A 16952-nucleotide genomic window follows, 5' to 3' on the forward strand; every position below is an offset into this window, starting at 1 on the left:
CGCGTTCAGAACGGCGCTGCGTGACGAGCGGTTATCCGCTCTCCGCTGATGGGGTGCACAAAGTCCAGCTCGCTGGCGTGCAGCATCAGCCGCGGCGTCTGTTCGGTACCCGGCAGCAGGCGCCCGCCATACAGATCGCAACCTAAAATAGGATGGCCCAATTGCCGGCTGTGAATACGCAGCTGGTGGGTGCGTCCGGTCTCCGGGGTGAGCTGCACCCGCGTCAACGGCAGCGAGATCCCGCCTTCCATTTCACGATAAAAACGTTCGACGACCCGATAGTGGGAGCGGGCGGGCTTGCCGTGGAGGGCGCAAATCGACATCAGCGGGAACAACGCCGGATCTTTGGCGATCGCCGCATCTATTACCCCTTCGTTATCCGCCAGATGGCCGCAGAGCAGCGCGCTGTACACTTTGCCGACGGTGCGTTCGCTGAACTGCCGACAGAGCGCGGCGTTGACGGCCTTGTTGCGGGCCACCACCATCAAACCGGACGTGCCGAAATCCAGGCGGTGCGCCAGGGCGCAGCCGGGGAACCTCTGTACCAGCCGGTGGTGTACCGAATCGAGATTCTGCGGATTCTTGCCCGAGAGGCTGAGCAGCCCGGCCGGCTTATTGATCAGCGCCAGATGATCGTCCTGATAGAGGATCTCTATCTGGTCATGGCATGGCGGGGCGATAAAGGTATCGGTGATCGTAGACATCGGGCGGCCGGCTGGAGGGTGGGTGCGGATGATAGCGAATTTTTCGCCGATGGGCGAATGCGGTTTTCGCTACACTGCGCCTCATGCCCGTTGGCACCCGATGCGGCAAAGCATCGGGTGCCACGGTTAAAGCCCCGGCGCGCTACTGCCCGTAGTAGGCGTGTTGGCCGTGTTTGCGCAGGTAGTGTTTGTCCAACAGTTCGCGCTGCATGCTGTGAATGCCCGGCGTCAGCTGGCGCGAGAAAATGCCCATGTAGGCAATTTCTTCCAGCACCACCGCATTATGCACCGCATTGTGGGCGTCTTTGCCCCAGGCGAAGGGGCCGTGGGCGTTGACCAGTACCGCCGGGATCGCGTTGGGATTGATATCGCGCTGGCGGAAGGTTTCGATAATCACGTTGCCGGTTTCCAGTTCGTAATCGTGCTCAATTTCATCCTGGGTCATCAGGCGAGTGCAGGGGATCGCGCCATAAAAGTAGTCGGCGTGGGTGGTTCCCCAGGCGGGGATATCCAGCCCGGCCTGCGCCCAGATGGTGGCGTGGCGCGAATGGGTGTGCACGATACCGCCGATATCGGCGAATTCGCGGTACAGCGCCAGATGGGTGGCGGTGTCCGACGACGGTTTTTTTACCCCCTCGACGGTGCGGCCGCTGGCCAGATCGACCACCACCATATCCTCCGCCGTCATATGCTCGTATTCAACGCCGGAAGGTTTGATCACCACCAGGCCGTGTTCGCGATCCACCGCGCTGACGTTGCCCCAGGTAAAGGTCACCAGCTTATGGCGCGGCAGATCGAGATTGGCCTCCAGCACCTGTTGTTTTAACTGAGTCAGCATGTCATGCCCCCTTGTTGCATTTTCTGTTCGATCCAGCGGCGTGCCTGAACGATCTCGGCCACCGGCTCCTCGGCTTTTTCGGTCCACATCTCAATCAGGAATGCGCCGCGGTAATTGAGGCGCTGCAGCGTGCGAAACACCTCGACGAAGTCGACGCAGCCTTCGCCAAACGGCACGTCGCGGAATTGTCCCGGCGAAACGGCGGTGACCGGGTAGGTGTCTTTCAGGTGAATGGCGGCGATGCGATCGATGCCCAGCGCCAGCTCGCGCGGCACGTCATTGCCCCAGGCGCTGAGGTTGCCGACGTCCGGATACACCGTGAACCACGGCGAGGCCAGCAGGGCGTCCCAGGCTTTCCATTTACCGATCGAGTTCATAAAGGCGGTATCCATGATTTCCACCGCCAGCATCACCTGGGCGGCGGCGGCACGCTCTACCGCCCACTGCATGCCTTCGCTAAAGCGCGCCAGCGTCCCCTCGTCCTGCTCTTCGTAATACACGTCGTAGCCGGCCAGCTGGATGGTGCGGATACCGACGTCTTTGGCCAGCTGAATGGCCTGTTCCATCACGTCGAAGGCGCGCTGGCGGAGCGCCGGATCGTGGCTGCCAAACGGAAAGCGCCGGTGGCCGGAGAGGCACATCGACGGGATGCGGATGCCGGTTTCCAGCATGGCGTCCACCAGCGCCAAGCGCTGCGCCTTGCTCCAGCTCAGGCGCGCCAGGCGTTCATCGCTTTCGTCCACCGACATTTCGACGAAGTCGAAGCCGCAGGCCTTGGCCAGCGCCAGGCGCTCGGGCCAGCTCAGGTGTTTCGGCAGCGCTTTCTCGTAAATTCCCAACGGGTGCTGACGCATATCATGATCTCCAGATGTCATCGATGGCGGCGCGGAACTGCCTGGCGGCCGCCGGCGGATCGCCGGCCTCGGCCAGCGCGCGGCCGGCGATAAAGGCGGTGACGGCGATCTCTTTAAACAGCGGCAGGTCGGCGGGCGTGATGCCGCCGGTCACCGACAGCGCGATGCCCAGATCGGACAGCGCCTTCATCCGATCCAGATCCTGCCGGCCCCAGGTTTGCCCGCTGGCCTGCGCGTCGCGGCCGCGGTGATAGATCGCCTGGCGAATGCCAAGGCCGCGCCATTGCCGCGCATCCTCCAATGTCCAGCGGCCGAACAGTTCGATCTGGATTTCGCCGCCGTGACGCTCGGCGACCTCCCGCGCGCTGGCCATGGTGGCCAACGGCGCGGCGCAGATCACCGTCATCCAGTCCGCGCCTTGGCCGAAGGCCTGCTCGGCCAGCGTCGCACCGGCGTCGGCCACCTTGAGATCGGCCACCAGCGTGTGCTGCGGACAGCGCTCGCGCAGCGCGCTAACCGCCTGAATGCCGGCGCTGATGCACAAAATGGTGCCGGCCTCGATGATGTCCACATGGGGGCTGAGGGTCTCGGCGGTGCGCAGCGCCGTATCCAAACGGGTTTGATCGAGCGCCAGCTGCAGGCGCGGTTTCGTGCTCATGGGGCCTCCTTGTTGGCGGGCTGCAGATTTTGCAATGCAGCAATCAGCGCCTGATAACGTTGGTGTTTGTGGTTGTAAGCTTCGGCGGCGGCCGCATCAGGCAGCAGCCGCTCGATACGCGGCGCCAGCCGGCGCTGGGCGGCGGTAAAATCGCTGAAGACGCCGCTGCCGACCATGGCCGCCATCGCCGCGCCCAAACAGCCGGTTTCTTCCACCTGCGGCAGCTCAACCGGCAGGCCGCTGACGTCGGCGAACATTTGCATCCAGGGGAGGGATTTGGCGGGGCCGCCGGTCACGCGCAGCGCCTGCGCCTCAGGGAAACGCCGGCGCATGCGGTTAAGGTGCGTCATGTGGCAGAACACCACGCCTTCGTAGATCGCCTGCACCAGGTGCTCGCGTTGGTGGAAGGCCTGCAGGCCGTAGAAGCTGGCGCTCAGCCCCAGGCCGGCGTTGGAGCCATACAGGAAAGGGGCGAACAGCAGATCGCCGGCGGCTTTCGGCAGGGCGGCGACCCAGCGGTTAAGCTGGTCGTAGTCCTGCAGCCCCCATTGGTGACAGAACCATTCCAGGTTGGCGGCGGAAGTGGGGCTGGCTTCGTGCACGATGTATTGGCCGTTTTCGGCGTGGCGGCCATAGACAAAGGGATGATCGAAACCCTCGACGATGGCGTCGGTGATGCCGCTGGTGACCGACCAGGTCCCCATCACCGCGTTGAGCCGGGTTTCGTCCTGCAGGCCGGCGCACAGCGCGGTGGATACCACGTCGAACAACCCGCCGACTACCGGGGTGCCGATTTGCAGGCCGGTAATGGCCGCGGCGTTTGCCGAGACGCGTCCGGCGATGTCGGCCGAACCGACAATCGTCGGCAGGGCGGGCATGATGTCGCCGATGCCCAGCAGCTGCGCCAGCGCCGGGTCATAGCGTCCGCTGCGCATCTGATACAGGTTGGATTCGGAGATATTGGTTTCTTCGCAGGCCAGCTCGTCGGTCAGGCAATAGCGCAGGTAGTCGTGCGCCATCAGCACGCTGCCGATGCGGGCGTAACGTTCAGGCTGATGCCGCTTCAGCCAGCGCAGCAGTGAGACCGGGTGCCCGGTCCACAGCGTTTGGCGCGTTTGCGGATACAGCGCCTGCGGCACGCCCTGCCGTTGCCATTCCTGCACCAGCGCCAGCGCGCGCTGATCGGAAGAGAGCATGGCGTTGCCCAGCGGCTGCCCCTGCTTATCCAGCAGAAACGCGCCCTTGCCCTGCGCCGAGATGCCGATGGCCTGGATGGCGCCGGCGGCAACGCCGCTGGCGGATAGCACTTCACGGATCACGTCGGCGGCGGTGCGCCACAGCGATGCCATATCGCGCTCGGCCCAGCCGGGCTGCGGCGCGACGATCGCCAGATTGCGCCGCGCAACGCCGTGTTCATGGCCCCTGCGGTCGTATAAACCCGCCTTGATGAAGGTGCCGCCGCAGTCGAGCCCCAGCCAATATTCCATCATTCGCTCCTCGTACTGTGGTCGCATTTATTGGGCAGCATCAACGCCAGCACGGAGGCGATCGCCAGCGAGGCAGCCAGGCTGTAGACACCGACATCCTTGTTGAACAGGCTGATCAGGACGCCGACCATATACGGGCCGCAAAAGCCGCCGAGGTTGCCCAGCGCATTGATCACGCCGCGCGCGCCGCCGGCCACTTCGGCGTTGAACAATTTGGGCGGGATGGTCCAGAACACCCCGGCCGCCGCCTGAATAAATACGCCGCAGCCGACCAGCGCAGCGTAAGACCACCAGACGTGATCCTTCAGCAGCACCGACAGCGCCATGCAGGCGGCAAAGCAGGCCAGCGGCAGGGCGACGAAGATTTTGCGCTTGCCGGTGCGATCGGAGAGGGTGGAGATGATCAGCATGCCGAAGATGGCGCCGATATAGGGCAGGATAGCCAGCAGGCCCACTTGCTCCATATCACCGTGGGTCAGCCCTTTCAAAATGGTCGGCAGCCACAGGGTGTAGCCGTAGATACCGGTCTGGTAGAAAAAATTCACCAGGATCAGCTGCCACATGATCCGGTCGCCCAGCACCCGGCGCAACGAGGCGTTGCGCACCGTTTTTCCTTTGATCAGTAGCTGTTCGTCGTGCAGGGTCTTTACCAGATACTCTTTTTCCGCCTGCGAGATCCATTTGGCCTCCTGGGGACGGTTGCTGATGGTGAAGTACCACAGCGCCATGACTACCAGCGACAGAGCGCCCTCCACCAGAAACAGCATGCGCCAGTCCCAGGCGGTGATGATCCAACCCGACAGCGGGGCGGTGAGAATGCCGGCGATCGGCACGAACATGATGACGATGGCGTTGGCGCGGCCGCGCTCCTTATCCGGGAACCAGTTGCTGATCATGGTCAGCACCACCGGCAGCATGCCGCCTTCGGAAACGCCGAGGGCGAAGCGCAGGAACAGCAGCTGGTACTGGTTGGTGACCAGCCCGGTCAGCACCGAGATCACCGCCCAGGCCAACAGTGACCAGCCGATGAATTTCTTGCCGTTGCCGTATACCGCCAGCTTGCCGCCGGGCACCTGCAGAAACAGGTAACCGATGAAGAAGATGCCGCCGGCCAGTCCGGCCATCGAGGCGGTGATGCCGAGTTCGTCATCCATGCCGCCGGGCATGGCGAAGGCGATGTTGACCCGGTCCATGTAAGAAATGATGCAGGTGATGAGGATCGGCGGCACGATCCTCAGCCAGCGGAGCTTGGGGATCGCCTGGCTTTGGCTGACGGAAACGGAGGCTGTATTCATAAGGACCTCTTTCGATGTTCGCTTTTTTGTAGGGTCGGGCGTTATTGTTTTGCTTGATTTGGGCGCAGGGGCGCCCGCACAGGCCCATGGACCGGTGTTGTTATCGTTACGGGTGTGGCGGCTATCAGGCGCTAAACGACGCCAGCGGTATCTTCACCACCACCTTGCGTATCGCGCTAGGGCGTTGGTTAATGCAGGCCGGGCGATGCACGTCCTGTGGGAAAAATACCGCGAAGTTGCCGGGCCGCATCGTGAGCCAGGATTCGTCGGCCACGTCCTGATAAAACAGGATGTCGCGCTGTGCCAGCAGCTCCTGATGAACGACGTTGTCGCCGTTGTCCGCCGCTACGCCGATAAGTTCGGTGCCGCTGACCAGAAACTGCACGTCGACGTTTTGCCGGTGGACTTCCGGGCGCAGCGCATCCGGTGGTTGGGTATGCAGATCCAGCACTTGCACCACGTAGCCGGTGGCGGGATCTTCATAGCGCCCTGCGGGCAAGACGCTGAAATCGGTGCGCTGCAAATAGGCGACGGCGTTGGCGACCGGCGTCGGGTACTGCTCGGGCGCGGTGTTGGCGATGTGGCCGAATATCATGATGATCCTCCCGTTACAGCGCCTGAATGCGCGCCCAGACTCGTTCGTCGACCGGAATGCCGTCGCGCAGGTTCTCTGCCAGAATGCGCGGGAACTTGTGGCCCGGCAGGCGAATGGCGACGTCGGGGTTGTCCCGTTCGGCGCTGGTGACGTAATCCATGATGCGCTGCAGTTTTTGATCGCGGCTGTCGCCGTCGATCAACCGGTCTATCTCAATCGCGATGAACACCTGCGAGACGCCGTATTCGTCGCGGTGATCTTCCGTCACTTCCGCCACCGAGGCGCCGCCTGACAGCAGGGTGGCGATCATGTCCAGCACGATCGACAACGCCGATCCTTTCCAGTACCCCATCGGCAAAATGCGCCGATTCTCTTCGATGGTGGCCGGATCGCGGGTCAGATGGCCGTCGTTGTCGAAGCCGCCGTCCACCGGCAGGGTTTTGCCCGCAAGCCGGTTCAGCTCCAGCGCGCCGTAGGAAAACATCGACATCGACATGTCCACCATAGTGATCGGGTTGCCCGGCACGGCGACGATCAAAGGGTTGGTGCCGATACGGCACGTTTTGGCGCCCCACGGCGGCATCACGGCGATCGAGTTGGTCCAGCAAATGCCGATATAGCCTTTCTCCGCCGCCTGCCAGCCGTAACCGCCGCCGCGCATCCAGTGGTTGGCGTTGCGCAGCGCCACTAGGCCGATGCCATGATCATCGGCCAACTGCATGGCGCGATCCATCATGCGGCGGGCGGTAAGGTTGCCGATGCCCTGGTGCGCATCCCATTGCTCGATCGCCCCCAGAGACAACAGTTTGCTGGGTTCAGCGTCCGGCACGATATCGCCGGCGTCCAGCTGCTGAATAAAGCGCGGAAAGCGGTTAACGCCGTGGGAGTAAACGCCGCTGGCGGTGGTGTCGGCGAACATGCCGGCGCAGTCGTCGGCGAGATGTTCCGCCACGCCGCGCGCCAGCAGCACGCGTTTGAATTGCTGTTTTAATTCGCTGTAACTCACTCTCATGCCGGTTCTCCGCCTGTGCGAATCGTCTGTTTTTGGTTCGCTAAATTTCAATATGCGAAATTGCATTTCAAATAAATGCTATCCCGGCGATTCAGGGAAGTCAAAGCAAGGGGGAGTAAAATTATTCATGAAAAACATGACGTTAAAATTGAGTGGTGATTTTGTGATCGTTGCCACATTTTGGTGGAGATGGCGTGCTTCAGACGTGGCAAAGCAGGGCGGGTCGAAACCCACCCTGCGTCTTGCAAGACCCCGGCTAACCGCGGGTGTTCAACACCATGCGGTAGAGCGAGGTGGTGGCGGTGATATAGAGCTCATCGCCGTTCGGGCCGCCGAAGGTGCAATTGGAGACGCGTTCCGGCACGCTGATTTTGTCGATCTGTCGTCCCTCTGGATCAAAGACCAGCACGCCGTCGGCGCAGCTGCAAAACAGATTGCCGGCCCGGTCGACGCAGAACCCGTCCGGGAAACCGGGCTCCACCGTCGCGAAACGGCGGCCGGCTTCCAGCTCGCGGCCGTTGACCGCATAGACGCGCAGCTCGCGGCGGCCCAGCGTCGGGAAATCCACGATCGACATGTCCGCCACGTACAGCCATTTTTCATCCGGTGAAAACGCCAGACCGTTCGGGCGCTGCAGGTCGCAGGCGGCGATGGTCAGCGAACCGTCGCGCGGAGCGAAGCTGTAGAGGTAACAGCCGATCACTTGGCTTTCCGATTTGTAGCCCTCTTCGTCGCCGATGATGCCGTAGGGCGGATCGGTGAACCACAGGGTGCCGTCGGAACGCACCGCCACGTCGTTCGGCGAGTTAAAGCGCTTGCCGTCGACGCGGTCGATCAACAGGCGCACTTCGCCATCGCTTTCGGTGCGGCTGATGCCGCGCCGCCCGTGTTCGCAGCTGACCACGCGCCCCTCGCCGTCGCGCGCATTGCCGTTGGCGTAGTGCGACGGCGAACGGTATAGAGCCAGCTCACCCCGGCGTGACCAGCGGAACATGCGATTGCCTTTCACGTCGCTGAACACCACCGCATCCTCCTGCGGCAGCCAGACCGGCCCTTCGGCCCAAATCGCCGGTGAGCACAAGCGCTCGAGCTGAGCGTGCGTGCGCAATGAATGCCGAATGCCGCCCTTCACTTCACGCCCCAGATCGCTTTGTAATGGCCCTGATAATCATTTTGCGGGTCATACAGGTTATTGGCGCCGCCGTCGGCGGCGATATTGTCGCGTGTCACCAGGTGCGCCGGCGTGACGTAGCCGGAAGGCGGCTGCTTGGCGAAGGCGCGGTTGAATTCGTCCAGCAGTTGCCAACCGTGCAGCTTCAAGGGCTCCGGCACCGTCGCTGACTGGCTGTCGCCTGACCGGATACGCTGGTAAGCGGAGATCGAACCGTCGCCGGCCGACACGTTGTAAGGCGCGTTCTTGCCGCCTTTGCCGGCGGTCTTCAGCGCCGGGGCCATAAAGTCGAAGTACAGATCGTTGATCGCCAGCGCATATTGGAATTTGTCGCCGTACTTCTGCAGCAGGCTGAAGGTCATCGCCGGCATGCGGTTGGCGGTATCGGCCAGCGGCGTGTCGATGAATTCCAGCAGCGTGCAGCCGCTGCATTTGGCGATCTCTTCTTTCATGACGTTGGCCTTGTCCAACGCGATTTGGTACAGCGAGTCGGTGAAGATCAACACGCTCGCCTTGCCGCCGGACTGAACCACCGCGTATTGCGCGGCGATGCGCGCCACTTCGTTGGAATCCGACGTGACGTTATAGAACACGTTGTATTTGGCGATGGGGCCCGGTTCCGGCACCGCGTGCCAGGCGGTCAGCACGATGCCCTGCTGTACGGCCTTTTTCAGCGGGATCTTGGCGACGTTAGGGTTCCAGCCGCCGATCACGATGCCGTCCGGTTTCTGGGCGATGGCCTGATTGAGCGATGCCAGCTGATCTTTCACCGAGCCGCCGCCGTCGAGCGTTTCCAGCTTCCAGCCGGCGGCTTTCGCCGCTTCGCTCAACCCCTGTTGCACCCCTTGCACGCCGCCGTTCTTCATGTCGGAGGCGATAAAAATGATCTTCTTGTTGGCCTGCAGCTGCGGGCCGCTGGTGGGGCCGTCCCACTGGGTGGCGCTGGCGGTGGCCTTCGCGACGGCGGCGGTGGCCTGATCGAGATAGGCGTCGGCCCAGACCGGCGATGCGGCGAGCAGCAAGGTCGTGAACCCCGGTAACAGCCAAATGCGTTTCATGGTGTGCTCCTGGTTTAAGGGTGGGTCGCTGTCTGATTGTTGTTGTCAGCCGGCGTCGCCTGGCTGCGTTGTACCGCTTTCTGATTGAGCAGCCGACGGCGTTGGGCATAGCCGGCCAGGGTGATCGACAGCAACAGCGTCGCGCCGTTGAACAGCGGTTCGACCCAGAATTCGCCGCCGAACTGCTGAATGCCGGCGATGCCGATTGCCAGAATGGCGATGCCGACCACGGTGCCCCAGACGTTGACGCGCCCTGGGCGAATGGTGGTGCTGCCGAGGAAGGCGCCGACCAGCGCCGGCAGCAGATAGTCCATGCCGACGCTGGCCTGGCCGACGCCCTGTTCGGCGGCGATCAATACGCCGCTGAAACCGGTGAGCACGCTGGAGGCGATGAAGGCGCCGATGGTAAAGCGATTGACCGAGATGCCGTTCAGACGCGCCGCCGCCGGGTTGCCGCCCACCGCATACATGCAGCGGCCGAGCGGGGTATGTTCGGTGATGAGCCACAGCACCACCGCGACGATCAGCACGTAAAACGCCACGATCGGAATGCCGGCGATCTCGGTGTGGTGCAGCGCGATAAAGGCATCCGGCAAGTCGCCGACGATCTGCCGCCCGCCGGAGTGCCACAGGGCAATGGCGTACAGTACGGTGCCGGAGCCGAGGGTGGCGACGAAGCTGTCGATATCGGCCAGCGCCACCAGAATGCCGTTCAGCAACCCGTACAGCGCCGAAATCGCCAGCACCGTCAGCACCGCCATCTGCCAGGAGAAGCCGTATTCCACCTGCAGCGTGATCGCCAGGATGTGCCACAGCACAATGCCGAAGCCGACGTTAAGATCGATCTTGCCCACGATCATCGGGATGGTCGCCGCCAGCGCTAACAGGGCGATTTTGGCCTTGCTCGACAGGATCGCCTGCAGCGTCAGCATCGATGCGAAGGAGGGGGTGAGCAGTGAGAACAGCACGACCAGCGCGATGCACAGCAGCAGCAGGCCATAGCGGGTGAGAACCTGCATCAGCCACGGGCCGGCGCCGTCCTGCGCCAGGCTGACGCGCTGCTCCAGCGCGGTTGATTTAACGGATGTTTTAGACATGGCCTACCTCGGATTCTGACGTGATTGCGACGCTTTCCCCGGTGCTGGCAGAGGCCAGCTCCAATAAATTGGCGAATGACACCTGTTGATTTTTCAATTCGCCGACCACTTTCCCGCGGTTGAATACCAGCGCGCGGTTGCAAATATGGGCGATCTCCTCGAAATCGTTGGAGATCACCAGCACTGCCACGCCTTCCGCCAGGGATTTATTCAACAGGTGGTAGATTTCCGCGCGCGCGCCGACGTCCACGCCGGCGGTGGGATCTTCCAGGATCAGCAGCGGCGCCCCCAGGTGCATCCAGCGCGCCATCACCACCTTTTGCTGGTTGCCGCCGGACAGCGCGCTGATATCGATATTGACGTCCTTGGGGCGTACGTCGAACAGCTGCACCTTCCACCAACTGGCACCGATCTCCGCTCGCCGCCCGTAGCGGGAGAGCAGCCGGTGGCCGCTGGCGCAGGGGTTGATAAACAGGTTTTCACGCACGCTCATCGACATCACCAGGCTTTCACCGGTGCGATCGCCCGCCACCAGTGAAACGCCGCAGGCCATCGCCTGCTGCGGGGAACTCGCCAGATAGGGCCGATCGCGAAACCGAATCGCGCCGCCGTCGGCCTGACGCAACCCGAACAGCAGACGGCCAATCTCTTCTTGCCCGGCCCCGCGCAGGCCGGCCAACGCCAGCATCTCGCCCGGCTGCAACTCGAAGCTCACCGGACCGATGTCGCCCACCGTGACGCTATCGAGCTGCAGCACCGGCGGACGATGCTCCGGCAGCGGTTCGCGCTGATCGTCCGCCATCGCTTCGCCAACGATGGTTTGCACCAGATCGCGCAGCGAGTAGTCGGCGGTGCGGCCGCCGGCGACATAGCGCCCGTCGCGCATCACGCAGACTCGATCGGCGATTTCGATCACTTCGTCCAAACGGTGGGTGACGTAAATCATGCCGACCTTTTTGGCGCGCAGCCGGTTGATCACGGCGAACAGATGACGCACGTCGTTGGCGGGCAGGGAGGCTGTCGGTTCATCCAGCACCAGCAGCTCAGCGTTGACCGCCACCGCGCGGGCGATCGCCAGCAGCGATTTTTCGGTGCGCGACAGTTCGAAGACGCGCGCATCGGGATCGAGCGCGATGCCGACGTCTTGCAGCGCCTGCGCCGCCCGGCGGCGAATGGCGCGCCAGTCGATCAACCCAAAGCGGCGGGGAAACCCCATCACCAGCGCCATGTTTTCCGCCACCGTCATCCATTCGATCAGGCCGAGATCCTGATGAATAAAGGCGATCGGCTGGCGGCTGGCGCTTTTTATCGCGGCGGCGGAGGCGATGCTTGCGCCCTGAAAACGAATATCGCCGCCGTCGCGCGGGTAGACGCCCGCCAGCACTTTGATCAGCGTCGATTTGCCGGCGCCGTTTTCGCCCAGCAGCGCCAGAACTTCGCCCGGCATCACCTGCAGGCTGACGTCGTTGACCGCCACGTTGCCGCCAAATCGTTTGACGATGTGGCTGAGGGTAAGGATGGGTTGTGCCGCATTATCGATAGTCATGTGATGCGCCCCTGGTGTTGCGCCCGTGCGAAGATGCCGGGCAAATCAGCTAAACCGCTGGTGAGTATCTGGCCTTTAAATTTCAACATGCGAAATTCAATTTCAAAAATAATATGACGTTCGTTGCGCTAAATCAAAGGCGATGAGGTTTTAATTGCTGTTATTAAACAATGGGTTATTTTTTACTTTGCGGAAGTGTGACCGATGGCTCACTTCAATGTGGGGGAAATATTGCGGATTTTTGGCCCGCTGCGGACAATGAAACGGCGTTCCGTCTTCACCTGATGCGGGCCTTGGGGTAACATGCCCGGCAAAGAGCCTGCTGACTTCGCCGCAGCGCCGGTTGGCGGTTCGACACTGGAGAGATTTTCGCTATGAGCCTGAAAGCCGTCGACGAGAAAGATGACAAGAAAGACAAACCGCTGGGCAGCCAAAGCCTGTTCCGCGGTTTGCAGTTGATTGAGATCCTGAGCAATTTTCCCAACGGGTGCCCACTGGCGCATCTGTCTGAGCTGGCCGGCATGAACAAGAGCACGGTGCACCGTCTGCTGCAGGGGTTGCACACCAGCGGCTATGTGACCCAGGCGCCGTCGCCGGGCAGCTACCGCCTGACCACCAAGTTCATTTCCATCGGCCAGAAGGCGCTGTCGTCACTCAACATCATCCACGTGGCTGCGCCGCATTTGGAGCAGCTGAACCTGGAAGTGGGGGAGACGGTCAACTTCTCCAGCCGCGAAGACGATCACGTCATCCTGATCTACAAGCTGGAGCCGACCACCGGCATGATGCGCACTCGCGCTTATATCGGCCAGCATATGCCGCTGTACTGTTCGGCGATGGGTAAAATCTTCATGGCCTACGGCAACGACGATTATCCGGCTCACTACTGGCAGACTCACCAGCAGGAGATTCAGACGCTGACGCGCAATACCATTACCGAGCTGCCGAAGATGTATGAGGAACTGGCCGATATTCGCCAACGCGGCTTGGCGATGGATCGCGAGGAAAACGAGCTGGGGGTCTCCTGCGTGGCGGCACCGGTGTTCGATATTCAACAGCGCGTGCCTTATGCGGTGTCTGTTTCTCTGCCGACCGCCAAGCTGCAGCAGATCGGCGTCAAAAGCCTGATCAAACCGGTGCTGGCCACCGCGCAACGCATCTCGCAGGAGCTGGGGTTCGTCACGCCGATTTGAGTATTAGCTCTGCTGATGCTGGATTAGAAACATCAATTTCAACTAATGATCGCTTCCTCGTATGATGCGCGTGTTGACCGATACGCGCCCACGTCCGGCGCCTTTTATCATTCGAGGAATCTCCCATGTTAGCCGTCTTCCTGCAGGGTTTTGCCCTGAGCGCCGCCATGATCCTGCCGCTGGGCCCGCAGAACGTATTCGTGATGAATCAGGGCATTCGCCGTCAGTATCATCTGATGATCGCCTCATTGTGCGCACTGAGCGATATCGTGCTGATCTGCGCCGGTATTTTCGGCGGCAGCGCGTTGCTGACCCGCTCGCCGCTGCTGTTGGCGCTGGTCACCTGGGGCGGTGTGGCGTTTCTGCTGTGGTACGGCTGGGGCGCGTTCCGTTCCGCCTTCAGCCCGCAACCGGCGCAGGCCGCGGCGCAGGAGCTGGCGCAGAGCCGCTGGCGCATCGTGGTCACCATGCTGGCGGTCACCTGGCTGAATCCGCACGTCTATCTGGACACCTTCGTGGTGCTCGGCAGCCTGGGCGGACAGCTGACGGCGGATGTGCGCTCCTGGTTCGCGCTTGGCGCGGTCAGCGCGTCGGCGGTGTGGTTCTTCGGCCTGGCGCTGCTGGCCTCCTGGCTGGCGCCGTGGCTGAATAAGCAGCGGGCGCAGCGCATCATCAATGCGCTGGTCGGGCTGGTGATGTGGGGCATCGCGCTGCAGCTGGCTTGGCAGGGGGCAAATTTATAAGAATTTGTCACTAATCCGAATTCAAAACGCCGTGCGATATGCTACGTTTGATGCCAGGAATCCGGCGGTTCTCGCAGGGAAAAGCCGGCGATCAGAGACAGCCTGTCATTAAGGAGACACTGTGAAGCTAAAAGCATTGGCTATGGCCGCAATGGTCGGATTAGGGACGTTACCGATGGCGCTGCAGGCGGCTGAAGTGCCTGAAGGGCCGCACGTCGTCACCTCCGGCACCGCCAGCGTGGACGCCACGCCGGATATCGCCACCCTGGCGATCGAGGTGAGCGTTTCCTCCAAAGACGCCGCTCAGGCGAAGAAGCAGGTAGACGAGCGCGTGGCGCAGTACTTTGATTTCCTGCAGAAAAACAACATCGAGAAAAAAGACATCAGCGCCGCCAACCTGCGCACTCAGCCGGAATACGACTACCTGAAAACCGGCGAGTCGGTGCTGAAGGGTTACCGGGCGGTGCGCCAGGTGCAGGTCACCCTGCGCCAGTTGGACAAGCTGAACGAGTTGCTGGACGGCGCGCTGAAATCCGGCCTGAACGAGATCCGCGCGGTGGAGCTGGGCGTCGCCAAACCGGACGTATATCGCGAGCAGGCGCGGCAAAAAGCGATCGAGAACGCGACTCAGCAGGCCGAATCCCTGGCCAAAGGCTTCCACGCCAAGCTGGGGCCGGTGTACAGCATTCGCTACCGGGTCGCCAACTATCAGCCGATGCCGGTGGCGCGGATGTATAAGGCGGCCGGCGCGGCGGCGGAAAACGACGCGGCGCAAACCTATGAACAGCAAAGCATTCACTTCGACGATCAGGTGGATGTGGTGTTCGAGCTGCAGCGCAACGCCGCGCAGTAAGGGTGTTGTCATGAAGAAAAGGTTCGCTGCGGCGAACCTTTTTTCGTTTTAATCCTGGCGCAGCACCTGGTGACCGTGCTCCAGCAACGCGTCGGTCACTTTACGCATCATGCGGCTCTCCGGCGCGAAGCGGTGCCAGTACAGCATGCGGCGCTGGTACAGCCCCGGCGTCAAATCGATCAGTTCGCCGGATGCCAGCTCCTTTTCGATCTGCAGATGCGGGATCATGCAGCAGGTGGTGCCCTGACGCGCCAGCTGGACGAAGGCTTCCGATGAGTTCACGATGTGGCAGGGCACGCTGCCCGGCGACAGATCGAAGTTCTGCTGCAGGAATGCCTGGTGCATGTCGTCGAGATGGTCGAAGGCCACCGCCGGCGCTTTCAGCAGCGCGGAACGGGTGACGCCGTTCGGGAAATAGCGCTCGGCGAAGCCGCTGGAGGCCACGAACAGGTAGTCCAGCGCCCCCAGCCGATCCACCAGGCAGCTCGGCAGCGGCTGCGGCTGGATACTCACCGCGCCCACCACCTCACCGCGGCGCAGCCGCTCCTGGGTGCGGGTTTCATCTTCCACCTGCAGATTCAGACGAATGGGGGAGTCCGCCAGCACCGGCTTCAGCGCCGGCAGCAGCCAGGTCGCCAGACTGTCGGCGTTGACCGCCAGCGACAGCAGCAGCGGCGTATCGACGCCGGTGTCGTTGCCGAGCCACTCTTCTTCCAGCAGCTCCACCTGATGCAGCAGCGCCAGCAGCTTTTGCCCTTGTTCGGTCGGGCGCGGCGGCACGGTACGAACCAGCAGCGGTTGGCCGAACAGGTTTTCCAGCTGTTTGATGCGTTGGGATACCGCCGATTGCGTGATACAGAGTTTTTGCGCGGCGCGCTCGAAGCCGCGCTCACGGATCACCGCGTCCAGCGCTTGCAGCGTACGATAGTCTGGGCGTTTCATCGGAAAGATATCCCTTAAATTAGAATGATACCGGCACTATGCCACATTTTACGCATGGCGCAGGTGGAAAAATCACGCCCCCAGCTCGCCGCCAAGCGGGTAAAAATGCGGGCTGCGGTAAATAAGTGTGATCCTGCCGGCGTGAAAAACAGCGTTTTACCCTATAATACGCACACGTTTTCGTACAGAGGCAAGGGACATATTATGACGCAGGATGAACTGAAAAAAGCGGTGGGCTGGGCGGCGCTGGAATACGTGACGCCGGGCACCATCGTCGGGGTCGGCACCGGCTCTACCGCCGCCCACTTTATTGACGCGCTGGGCTCCATCAAGCACCAGATCGAAGGCGCGGTGTCCAGCTCCGATGCCTCCACCGCCAAGCTGAAAAGCCTCGGCATCCACGTGTTCGACAGCAACGAAGTGGACTCGCTCGATATCTACGTGGACGGCGCGGACGAAATCAACGGCCATATGCAGATGATCAAGGGCGGCGGCGCGGCGCTGACGCGCGAGAAGATCATTGCCGCCATCGCCAAGAAATTCATCTGCATCGTCGACGCCAGCAAGCAGGTGGACGTGCTGGGCAAGTTCCCGCTGCCGGTGGAAGTGATCCCGATGGCTCGCTCTTACGTGGCGCGCGAGCTGGTGAAACTCGGCGGTCTGCCGGAGTATCGCCAGAACGTGGTGACCGACAACGGCAACGTGATCCTCGATGTGCATAACCTGAGCATCACCGACGCCGTGGCGCTGGAGAACAAGATCAACGGCATCGCCGGCGTGGTGACCGTGGGGCTGTTCGCCAACCGCGGCGCGGACGTGGCGCTGGTCGGCACCCCGGAAGGCGTGAAAGTGGTCAAATAAACTTCTGCCGTCTGTGGCCCGGCAGTGCCGGGCCGCATAATTCTT

17 protein-coding genes are annotated in these 16952 nt (G+C 62.1%); 4 read left to right on the forward strand and 13 right to left on the reverse strand.

Annotated elements, in window-relative coordinates; translation table 11 throughout:
• Window positions 1-5: 5 nt before the first annotated feature.
• The 12 genes from ACJ8KE_RS20750 to ACJ8KE_RS20805 form a co-directional block, all read right to left on the reverse strand.
• Complete coding sequence (locus ACJ8KE_RS20750; protein ID WP_261420316.1) at window positions 6-704, reverse strand: RluA family pseudouridine synthase; 699 nt, start codon at window positions 702-704, stop codon at window positions 6-8.
• 142 nt (window positions 705-846) lie between these two features.
• A complete protein-coding gene (araD, locus tag ACJ8KE_RS20755) occupies window positions 847-1542 on the reverse strand; it encodes an L-ribulose-5-phosphate 4-epimerase (RefSeq protein WP_261420317.1) in 696 nt (231 codons plus the stop codon).
• Window positions 1536-2396, reverse strand: coding sequence for an L-ribulose-5-phosphate 3-epimerase (locus ACJ8KE_RS20760; RefSeq protein WP_261420318.1), 861 nt, complete (start codon window positions 2394-2396; stop codon window positions 1536-1538). The genes araD and ACJ8KE_RS20760 overlap by 7 nt, the downstream gene beginning before the upstream one ends.
• Window position 2397: 1 nt before the next feature.
• A complete protein-coding gene (gene ulaD / locus ACJ8KE_RS20765; RefSeq protein ID WP_016930021.1) occupies window positions 2398-3054 on the reverse strand; it encodes a 3-keto-L-gulonate-6-phosphate decarboxylase UlaD in 657 nt (218 codons plus the stop codon).
• Window positions 3051-4541: an FGGY-family carbohydrate kinase gene (locus ACJ8KE_RS20770; protein ID WP_116404149.1), complete on the reverse strand. Its 1491-nt coding sequence runs from the start codon at window positions 4539-4541 to the stop codon at window positions 3051-3053. Before ACJ8KE_RS20770 ends, ulaD begins: the two co-directional genes overlap by 4 nt.
• Entirely contained in the window at window positions 4541-5836 is a 1296-nt protein-coding gene (locus tag ACJ8KE_RS20775) for an MFS transporter (RefSeq protein WP_016930019.1), read from the reverse strand. The genes ACJ8KE_RS20770 and ACJ8KE_RS20775 overlap by 1 nt, the downstream gene beginning before the upstream one ends.
• A 124-nt stretch (window positions 5837-5960) precedes the next feature.
• Window positions 5961-6431, reverse strand: coding sequence for a YhcH/YjgK/YiaL family protein (locus tag ACJ8KE_RS20780; protein WP_016930018.1), 471 nt, complete (start codon window positions 6429-6431; stop codon window positions 5961-5963).
• 13 nt (window positions 6432-6444) lie between these two features.
• Window positions 6445-7443, reverse strand: a complete 999-nt coding sequence (gene yiaK, locus ACJ8KE_RS20785) for a 3-dehydro-L-gulonate 2-dehydrogenase (protein ID WP_016930017.1) — start codon at window positions 7441-7443, stop codon at window positions 6445-6447.
• A 256-nt stretch (window positions 7444-7699) separates the two neighbouring features.
• Window positions 7700-8575, reverse strand: coding sequence for an SMP-30/gluconolactonase/LRE family protein (locus ACJ8KE_RS20790; protein WP_306376943.1), 876 nt, complete (start codon window positions 8573-8575; stop codon window positions 7700-7702).
• Complete coding sequence (locus ACJ8KE_RS20795; protein WP_016930015.1) at window positions 8572-9672, reverse strand: ABC transporter substrate-binding protein; 1101 nt, start codon at window positions 9670-9672, stop codon at window positions 8572-8574. The genes ACJ8KE_RS20790 and ACJ8KE_RS20795 overlap by 4 nt, the downstream gene beginning before the upstream one ends.
• Before the next feature lie 14 nt (window positions 9673-9686).
• On the reverse strand, window positions 9687-10769 hold the full coding sequence (locus ACJ8KE_RS20800) for an ABC transporter permease (RefSeq protein ID WP_016930014.1): 1083 nt from the start codon (window positions 10767-10769) through the stop codon (window positions 9687-9689).
• A complete protein-coding gene (locus tag ACJ8KE_RS20805) occupies window positions 10762-12315 on the reverse strand; it encodes a sugar ABC transporter ATP-binding protein (protein ID WP_016930013.1) in 1554 nt (517 codons plus the stop codon). Before ACJ8KE_RS20805 ends, ACJ8KE_RS20800 begins: the two co-directional genes overlap by 8 nt.
• Window positions 12316-12689: 374 nt before the next feature.
• Here ACJ8KE_RS20805 and ACJ8KE_RS20810 point away from each other — a divergent pair, with 374 nt between their 5' ends.
• The 3 genes from ACJ8KE_RS20810 to ACJ8KE_RS20820 all read left to right on the forward strand — a co-directional run bounded on the left by ACJ8KE_RS20810 (window position 12690) and on the right by ACJ8KE_RS20820 (window position 15104).
• Window positions 12690-13508 (forward strand): IclR family transcriptional regulator, encoded by an 819-nt coding sequence (locus ACJ8KE_RS20810; RefSeq protein WP_033632146.1) that lies wholly within the window; start codon window positions 12690-12692, stop codon window positions 13506-13508.
• Window positions 13509-13633: 125 nt separating this feature from the next.
• Window positions 13634-14251, forward strand: a complete 618-nt coding sequence (argO, locus tag ACJ8KE_RS20815) for an arginine exporter ArgO (protein ID WP_306376942.1) — start codon at window positions 13634-13636, stop codon at window positions 14249-14251.
• Window positions 14252-14372: 121 nt separating this feature from the next.
• Window positions 14373-15104, forward strand: coding sequence for an oxidative stress defense protein (locus ACJ8KE_RS20820; RefSeq protein WP_004931607.1), 732 nt, complete (start codon window positions 14373-14375; stop codon window positions 15102-15104).
• Between the two features lie 48 nt (window positions 15105-15152).
• Here ACJ8KE_RS20820 and ACJ8KE_RS20825 read toward each other — a convergent pair whose 3' ends face one another.
• Entirely contained in the window at window positions 15153-16046 is an 894-nt protein-coding gene (locus ACJ8KE_RS20825) for a LysR family transcriptional regulator ArgP (protein WP_004931613.1), read from the reverse strand.
• A gap of 204 nt (window positions 16047-16250) precedes the next feature.
• On the opposite strand from ACJ8KE_RS20825, the gene rpiA reads away from it, so the two are divergent.
• Window positions 16251-16907 (forward strand): ribose-5-phosphate isomerase RpiA, encoded by a 657-nt coding sequence (gene rpiA / locus ACJ8KE_RS20830; protein ID WP_004931614.1) that lies wholly within the window; start codon window positions 16251-16253, stop codon window positions 16905-16907.
• Window positions 16908-16952: the final 45 nt, after the last annotated feature.

Source organism: Serratia sp. CY56464 (assembly GCF_052168435.1).
Lineage (GTDB): Bacteria > Pseudomonadota > Gammaproteobacteria > Enterobacterales > Enterobacteriaceae > Serratia > Serratia marcescens.

What these genes read in the sequence shown, in the direction of transcription:
- argO (WP_306376942.1), top strand. Translation starts at nt 13,634, where the DNA reads ATGTTAGCCGTCTTCCTGCAGGGTTTTGCCCTGAGCGCCGCCATGATC.
- ulaD (WP_016930021.1), bottom strand. Translation starts at nt 3,054, where the DNA reads ATGAGCACGAAACCGCGCCTGCAGCTGGCGCTCGATCAAACCCGTTTG.
- ACJ8KE_RS20770 (WP_116404149.1), bottom strand. Translation starts at nt 4,541, where the DNA reads ATGGAATATTGGCTGGGGCTCGACTGCGGCGGCACCTTCATCAAGGCG.
- araD (WP_261420317.1), bottom strand. Translation starts at nt 1,542, where the DNA reads ATGCTGACTCAGTTAAAACAACAGGTGCTGGAGGCCAATCTCGATCTG.
- rpiA (WP_004931614.1), top strand. Translation starts at nt 16,251, where the DNA reads ATGACGCAGGATGAACTGAAAAAAGCGGTGGGCTGGGCGGCGCTGGAA.
- ACJ8KE_RS20810 (WP_033632146.1), top strand. Translation starts at nt 12,690, where the DNA reads ATGAGCCTGAAAGCCGTCGACGAGAAAGATGACAAGAAAGACAAACCG.
- ACJ8KE_RS20805 (WP_016930013.1), bottom strand. Translation starts at nt 12,315, where the DNA reads ATGACTATCGATAATGCGGCACAACCCATCCTTACCCTCAGCCACATC.
- ACJ8KE_RS20800 (WP_016930014.1), bottom strand. Translation starts at nt 10,769, where the DNA reads ATGTCTAAAACATCCGTTAAATCAACCGCGCTGGAGCAGCGCGTCAGC.
- yiaK (WP_016930017.1), bottom strand. Translation starts at nt 7,443, where the DNA reads ATGAGAGTGAGTTACAGCGAATTAAAACAGCAATTCAAACGCGTGCTG.
- ACJ8KE_RS20775 (WP_016930019.1), bottom strand. Translation starts at nt 5,836, where the DNA reads ATGAATACAGCCTCCGTTTCCGTCAGCCAAAGCCAGGCGATCCCCAAG.
- ACJ8KE_RS20795 (WP_016930015.1), bottom strand. Translation starts at nt 9,672, where the DNA reads ATGAAACGCATTTGGCTGTTACCGGGGTTCACGACCTTGCTGCTCGCC.
- ACJ8KE_RS20750 (WP_261420316.1), bottom strand. Translation starts at nt 704, where the DNA reads ATGTCTACGATCACCGATACCTTTATCGCCCCGCCATGCCATGACCAG.
- ACJ8KE_RS20760 (WP_261420318.1), bottom strand. Translation starts at nt 2,396, where the DNA reads ATGCGTCAGCACCCGTTGGGAATTTACGAGAAAGCGCTGCCGAAACAC.
- ACJ8KE_RS20825 (WP_004931613.1), bottom strand. Translation starts at nt 16,046, where the DNA reads ATGAAACGCCCAGACTATCGTACGCTGCAAGCGCTGGACGCGGTGATC.
- ACJ8KE_RS20780 (WP_016930018.1), bottom strand. Translation starts at nt 6,431, where the DNA reads ATGATATTCGGCCACATCGCCAACACCGCGCCCGAGCAGTACCCGACG.